At 48.3% G+C, this 7091-nt stretch carries 3 protein-coding genes; 1 reads left to right on the top strand and 2 read right to left on the bottom strand.

All coding sequences use genetic code 11. From position 1 onward, the window contains the following. Positions 1 to 48 precede the first annotated feature (48 nt). Complete coding sequence (locus VN105_RS15010) at positions 49 to 3867, bottom strand: sensor histidine kinase (RefSeq protein ID WP_325642279.1); 3819 nt, start codon at positions 3865 to 3867, stop codon at positions 49 to 51. Positions 3868 to 3889: 22 nt separating this feature from the next. Continuing rightward, positions 3890 to 4660: a nucleoside triphosphate pyrophosphohydrolase gene (mazG, locus tag VN105_RS15005; RefSeq protein ID WP_325642277.1), complete on the bottom strand. Its 771-nt coding sequence runs from the start codon at positions 4658 to 4660 to the stop codon at positions 3890 to 3892. A 241-nt stretch (positions 4661 to 4901) separates the two neighbouring features. Between mazG and VN105_RS15000 the strand changes: the two genes are divergently transcribed. Then, positions 4902 to 7091: Tex family protein (locus VN105_RS15000; RefSeq protein ID WP_325642275.1), on the top strand; the 2190-nt coding region annotated here is incomplete at its 3' end.

The following is a 7091-nucleotide window of genomic DNA, read 5'->3' as shown; positions in this document are numbered from 1 at the left end:
GTAATCAGCGTAATCATCAAAATCCTGAGTCAGACAAACTCCGCTGCATTAATGCCCCTGCAACGGCAGCTTCACATAAAACGTGGTGCCTTCGTTCAGCTTGGTTTCAAACCAGATCTCTCCCCTCGCCTGTTCGGCGATGTTTTTACACATGGCCAGGCCCAGGCCGGTACCGGATGATTTAGTGGTGAAGTTGGGAACAAAAATGCGTGACTGTACTTCCGAAGAAATACCTTCCCCGTTGTCGGATACACTCACAATAACGTGGCTGTCGGAGGTTAGCTGCATACGTACCACGATCTGGCCTTTGCGGTCGTCGGGGATGGCCTGGATGGCATTCAGCAACAGGTTGGTGAACAGCCTGTTCATCTGCGTTTTATCTGCATATAAATAAAAGTCGCGGGCAGGCTCCACATAAGTTACCTCACAATCTTCATGTCCCTGGTATAATGATGTGAGGGAATACAATACCTCATTGAGCAGGAACTCCTCATTGTTCGGTTCGCCGATCCGTGCAAAAGCCGAGAAATCGGACGCGATGTTTGAGAGATGTTCTATCTGCTCTACGAGCGTGCCGGCAACCTTGCGCGACAGCTCCTTCACATTAGGCGAATCGCCGGCAATAGCGCGCTGGAGATACTGAATGCTCAGCTTCATAGGCGTAAGCGGGTTCTTGATCTCATGGGCTACCTGCCGCGCCATTTCACGCCAGGCCCCTTCCCTTTCGCTCTTTGCCAGTCGCACGGCACTCACTTCCAGCTTGCGTACCATCTTATTATATTCCTTTACCAATGCGCCGATCTCATCATCCTTATCCCATTCTATTTCATCATTACGCTGGCCGAGGTTCACATGCCGGAGCTTTTCCGTTACCAGCGAGAAGGAGCGGGTAATGGAATTGGTGATCAGCAGCGCCACCATTCCGGCGATGAGGAAAATGAAAGCATTGAAATTGATCAGGGCCACCAGGAAGTTCGATATCTGCTGATTCAGCTCTGTTTGCGTGGCAAAATAAGGAACGTTGAGATAGGCGATCACTTCATGCGTATCATGATTGCGTAAAGGCATATAACCCGACAGGAACGGCATCACGCCAATATATTCCGTATGGATAAACTGGATCTGTCCCATCCGGTATAAACTGTAAAATGCCTGCGGATCTATTTTCGGGGAGATCAGTCCTTTGTCGGTCATCATGGGCTGTGTAGTGAGCCGCAGGTTACCGTCGCGGTCGTAGATGTTGATATCCAGCGCCCTTTCATTGGCGATATCCGACAGGGAATTAGTGAGTTTTTTTACCAGTTCTGAATCGTACATATCCCCAACCTGGTCCAGGTCCCGTTGATTCTCAAATACCTTTTCCACATCTTTGGCTACGTCTCTCATAGTTTTGCTAAGCCGTTCACGGTTTTGCATTTCAGAGCGGTAAATAAAGAATTTGATGGTAGTGATACCCAGTATCAGGAAAGAGAAGATAACAACGAAAATGATGGTGCCATGTACCTTTTTACGGATACTGATATCGATCAGTGCGCGGAGGTTACTAAGCCGCATCCTTGCTTTGATGAGCAGGTCGAATGCCTTGTATACTGCAATGATAAGCAGGAATAAACAGAACATGTAGGCAAACAGTGTGATGAACTCCACGAACGTCCTGTTTTCCTTCACCACGATCACCACTTTTTCTGGAGTGGCCTTATAGATCAGTTCCGAGTAACCTTTGATGGATTTTACGCTGACATCTGCCGCAGGCAGCTCATGCGGATATAAACGGATGGGAAAAGGAAAATCGTTGCTGTTGGTTACGAGGATGCCTTTATCGTACACCGCATATGAGTAGGCGCCTGCATATTCACGGCCTGGATCACTCAGGTCGCCTTCCACCAGCAGTTCAGGATACAGTCTTTCGCTGCTTACCGGTTTGGGCGCCAGTGTATACACCAGCCAGCCTGTTACTTCACCATTGGCATTATGAAATTCTTTTTTTGCGATGTAGCTGTAATCGTTGAAGCTGCGTTCATAATAGTAAAGATCGTTACCGGGTACCAGTGCCGGAGAAGCTTCCGATTCGGTAAATATCTGCCGGTTAAAAGTCAGCAGGCTGATCGTATCAGCCGTAAACAGTGATGTACCGTTTTCATCATAAGCATAAATATTTACGCGGAACCTGCTCAGGTATCCCTGGAAATACTTCAGCAGGAGGCTGTCGAAAGCTGCTTTGCGGTGGATCCTGCTGCTGCGGTCCTGGAAAAAATACTGGATAGCTTCATCGTGTTCTATCTTCTTACCGATATCATTCAGCAGCATTTCCAGGTAAGGGTCCTTTTGTTTGGACAGGTCTTCCGCCAGTTTCTGGCGTGCATACAACTCTTTATGATTATTATAATGCACCAGTGCGCCGGAGGTGGTAATGGTGAGCAGGAAGAGCCAGAATAAAAAAGGTACCGTAGCCATACTGCTTTCAAAACGATCGGCCAGGAAGTCCAGCAGCACAATGTACAGCAGCAGCCAGATCACCATGGTAACGGAGAAGGACAGTTCCGGGTTATGGATACGGAACAGCAGCCAGATAATTCCTACAGCGGCCAGCCATATATATTTGGTACGGTACTGGAAATTGGTAAGCTCATTCAGCAGGTAGTTGATGATCTGGGAGAAGAACAGGAAGCTGAAGGAGATGAAGCCCAGTACCATGAAGCCGATAATACTGTAGATGATACTGTATTCCGTAAGACTGAAAGGATTGGTTACATCAAAAGAGATCTTGGAGTCTATTACGAGGCTTTGGATAAGATCTGCCAGGAACTGCTCCACGATATAGAGAATCAGGCTGGCGATGATGATCACAAGGCTCTGCGCCCATCGTTTTTTCAGTACCGGCGGGTTGATGGTTTTTACGTGTTCCCGGAAGAACAGGATCATCCAGAAGGTAAGCAATACGTTGATGAGCAGGTCGCCCAGCGAATAGAAGATCTCATCCTTCGCATAGATCCGGGGATCGAAGATATTGAGTTCTTTCAGGTTAAACGGGAACGGGTATACGTAGCTGAGCACACGCATTCCGAATACGATAAGGAACAGGAACAGGAACCCATACAGCGGGTTGGTGGATTTAGCCAGCAGGGTAGCAAAAAGGTTCAGGAATATGAGCACGCAGATGCAGCCCAATATCCGCAGCAGTATGCTCAGGTTATTGGAGGGATGCACATGCATACCGGCGTTATAGTCCAGGTAAAACAACGTTTGGCCTTTCCCGTTATTCACCGGGAGGGTAATATGTTCGGATACCAGTAGTTGGGGTGGTTCCCGCAGGATGCTGTATTCTTCCCCCAGTTCTTCCTTATTGTAGAAGTGATTGACCAGGTAGTTGTTTTTAATGGCATACTCCATGCGAACGGGAATGGCCGCTACCAGGTACTGGGCCCTGCCCGGGGCTGATTTCACCTTACGGGTGATCACTTCATAGTAGCCGTTTTTCAGCTTCATGAACTGTTCGCCTTCTTCCAGTGTGGTTTGCTGATCATCCGGCTGTACCTGGCTGGTGTTCCAGAAAGTGAGCCAGGCGCCGGTACTGTTGGAATCGTAGGCAAAGAGGTAGTACTCCATGCCGGTGAGTTTGTCCAGTGTTTTCTGGTCGTAGCTGCGCTGGAACAGGGAACTGGTAACAGCGGTATCCTTTACCAGTTTTTCGAATGTTTTTTCCCGCTGATGGATACTTTTTTCCATGCTGCGTTTCACGCCCTGCGGGGACGAGTAGTAAGACCAATAGTTGCTGAACAGGAAGGCGAAGGTGAACAACCAGGCAGCAATGATCAGGAGATAGCCATGTCGCAGGAAAAAAAGCCGTATTTCTTTAGTATCGATCAATCCGGGTGTATTAAAGAAAGATTTATAATTGCTCTGTGGCTTTCACCTTGTTCCAGAGTGTATCCATTTCCGTTAAGGTCATGTCGTTGAGCGTGCGGCCCTGTTCCAGCGCCAGTGTTTCCATTGCCTGGAATCGGCGCTGGAATTTCTTATTGGTGCGTTCGAGGGCGTTTTCCGCGTCGATATTGAGGAACCTGGAATAGTTCACCAAAGAGAACATCACATCGCCAAATTCATCTTCCATATCCTTGATGTTCCCGCTTTTAACAGCTGTTTCCAGTTCATTTACTTCTTCCTTTACCTTATCCCATACCTGTTCGGTGTTATCCCATTCGAAGCCTGTTTGTTTTGCTTTTTCCTGGAGGCGCATTGCTTTTACCAGGGCGGGCAGCGACAGCGGAACGCCACTGAGTACGGATTTCTTTCCTTCTTTCAGTTTGAGTTTTTCCCAGTTTTGCTTTACCTGTTCTTCCGTTTCGGCCTGTACATCGCCGTAAATATGCGGGTGCCGGTGGATGAGTTTATCGCATACACCGTTAATAACGTCGTTGATATCAAATTTTTGTTGTTCCGAGCCAATTTTGGCGTAGAAAACAATATGAAGAAGGATATCGCCCAGTTCTTCTTTGATGGACTTCCAGTCTTCATCCGTAATGGCGTCCGCCAGCTCATAGGTTTCCTCGATGGTGAGCTGACGAAGCGTTTGAATGGTTTGCTTGCGGTCCCAGGGGCACTTTTCCCTTAAATCGTCCATGATCTGCAGGAGGCGATCGAATGTAGCTGTCTTTTCCATATTTTGTAAAAATAGGGATCATTTGGGGATTTTGATATTCAGAGATGAATCCGGGCAGGAACGGGGCCAGGGAACCAGATGCAGATGTATAAAAATGGGGAATACTTTTTCTTGGTAAAAAGGCCATTTTAGTTACATTTGCGAGCTATTAAAAGGTAGCGATTTCATGATCCGGGAGCAGTGATTTGTGGTTACGAAAGCTGTTGTCCGGCCATCAAAAAATCCCAAAATGTATTGATTTATGAATCCGAAACACATTGCGCTTATTTCATCGGAGCTGGGTATTTCCGGTAAACAGGCAGAAAACACGATGGCCCTGTTATCCGAAGGATCTACGGTTCCCTTCATCAGCCGATACCGTAAAGAGGTCACCGGCAGCCTGGATGAGGTGCAGATAGGCCGTATTGAAGACCTGCAGAAACGTTATAAGGAGGTGGATGACCGTCGCGATTTTATTATCAAAACGATCACAGAGCAGGAAAAAATGACGCCTGAATTGTTAGCCAAAATAGAAAACACGTGGGTACTGGCTGAGCTGGAGGATATTTACCTGCCTTATAAGCCCAAGCGTAAAACCCGTGCCACGGTGGCTATTGAGAAAGGGCTGGAACCGCTGGCCACCCTGTTGTTTGAGCAGCAGGACGGCGATATTGCGGCGGCGGAAACATTTATCAATGAGCAGGTGGCTACCTCAGAGGAGGCATTGAAAGGCGCACGCGACATCATTGCGGAGTGGATCAATGAAAATGCGGAGTGCCGTGATAAGTTGCGTAAGTTATTTGCCCATACCGGCAAGCTCACATCTAAAGTGGTAGAAGGAAAAGAAGCCGAAGGCGATAAATATAAAGACTATTTCGAGTTTTCAGAAGACCTGCGGGAGATGCCCTCCCACCGGGTGCTGGCAATATTACGTGCAGAGCACGAGGGTATCCTGTTCAGTTCCATTGCACCGGAAGAAGAGGAGGCCAATGCGCTGATCAATAAACAATTTGTAACCGGCAAAGGCAAGGCGGCAGAACAGGTAACCAAAGCGGCGGCGGATGCTTACAAGCGTTTGCTGCGTCCTTCCCTGGAGAACGAGTTCAGGGCGGCGGCCAAAGAAAAAGCGGACCAGGAAGCGATCGAAGTGTTTGCAGAAAATCTGCGCCAGCTGTTACTGGCAGCGCCATTGGGGCCCAAGGGCGTTATTGCCATTGACCCGGGTTACAGAACAGGTTGTAAAGTGGTAGCGCTGGATAACCAGGGCAATATGCTGGACAACGATGTTATTTTCCCGCTGGAAAAAAATTACAAGAGAGACGATGCGGAAGCCCTGCTGAAGAAGTGGGCATCCAGATATGATACCGAAGCCATTGCTGTTGGTAATGGTACTGCGGGCCGCGAAACAGAGGAGTTTGTGAAGAAAATTGATTTTGGTAAAAAGATCAATGTATTTATGGTGAATGAAAGCGGCGCATCGGTATATTCTGCTTCTGAAGTAGCGCGTGAAGAGTTCCCTGATCACGACGTAACCGTACGCGGGGCCGTTTCCATTGGCCGCAGGCTGATAGATCCGCTGGCCGAGCTGGTGAAGATAGATCCCAAGGCTATTGGCGTGGGCCAGTACCAGCACGATGTTAGCCAGTCGTCGCTGAAACAAAGCCTCGACCGCGTAGTGGTGAGCTGTGTGAACAACGTGGGGGTGAACCTGAACACTGCTTCTAAGCACCTGCTGGCGTATATTTCCGGTTTGGGTCCTTCCCTTGCTGAGAACATTGTAAAGTACCGCAAAGAGAACGGCGCCTTCAGCAACCGTATGCAGCTGAAGAAAGTACACCGTTTGGGCGACAAGGCATTTGAGCAGTGCGCGGGCTTTTTGCGTATTGAAAACGGCGATAATCCACTGGATAATTCAGCCGTGCATCCTGAGCGCTACGACCTGATCAAAGAAATGGCTAACAAGCAGCACAGTACTGTGCAGGACCTGATGGCAAAAGAAGAGCTGCGGAAGCAGATCAATCCGAAAGACTATGTGAATGCGGAAGTAGGTTTGCTTACTTTGGAAGATATATTGAAAGAGCTGGCTAAACCGAGCCGCGATCCGCGCGACGAGATCTCTATTTTTGAATATGCCGAAGGCATTCATAAAATGGAGGATGTAAAGCCAGGCATGGTGTTACCTGGCGTTGTTACCAACATCACTGCATTTGGTGCATTTGTGGATATTGGCGTAAAGCAGGATGGGTTGGTACATATCTCCCATCTTTCCAATAAATTTATCAGCAATCCGAATGAAGCGGTAAAGCTGAATCAGAAAGTACAGGTAACCGTGCTGGAAATTGATGTGGCCCGCAAGCGTATTTCTTTGTCGATGAAAGACAATGAGAAAGGCGGTGGTTCCCGCCAGCAGGGAGGAAGAGATTCCCGTGGCGAACAGCAGCAGCAGAAAAAG

It is taken from the genome of Chitinophaga sp., from assembly GCF_035564935.1.
GTDB lineage: Bacteria > Bacteroidota > Bacteroidia > Chitinophagales > Chitinophagaceae > Chitinophaga.
This window is presented reverse-complemented; position numbering and strand designations above follow the sequence as displayed.

Bases quoted from the DNA above. Each gene is read 5' to 3' on its own strand.
- mazG (WP_325642277.1), bottom strand. From the start codon at position 4,660: ATGGAAAAGACAGCTACATTCGATCGCCTCCTGCAGATCATGGACGAT.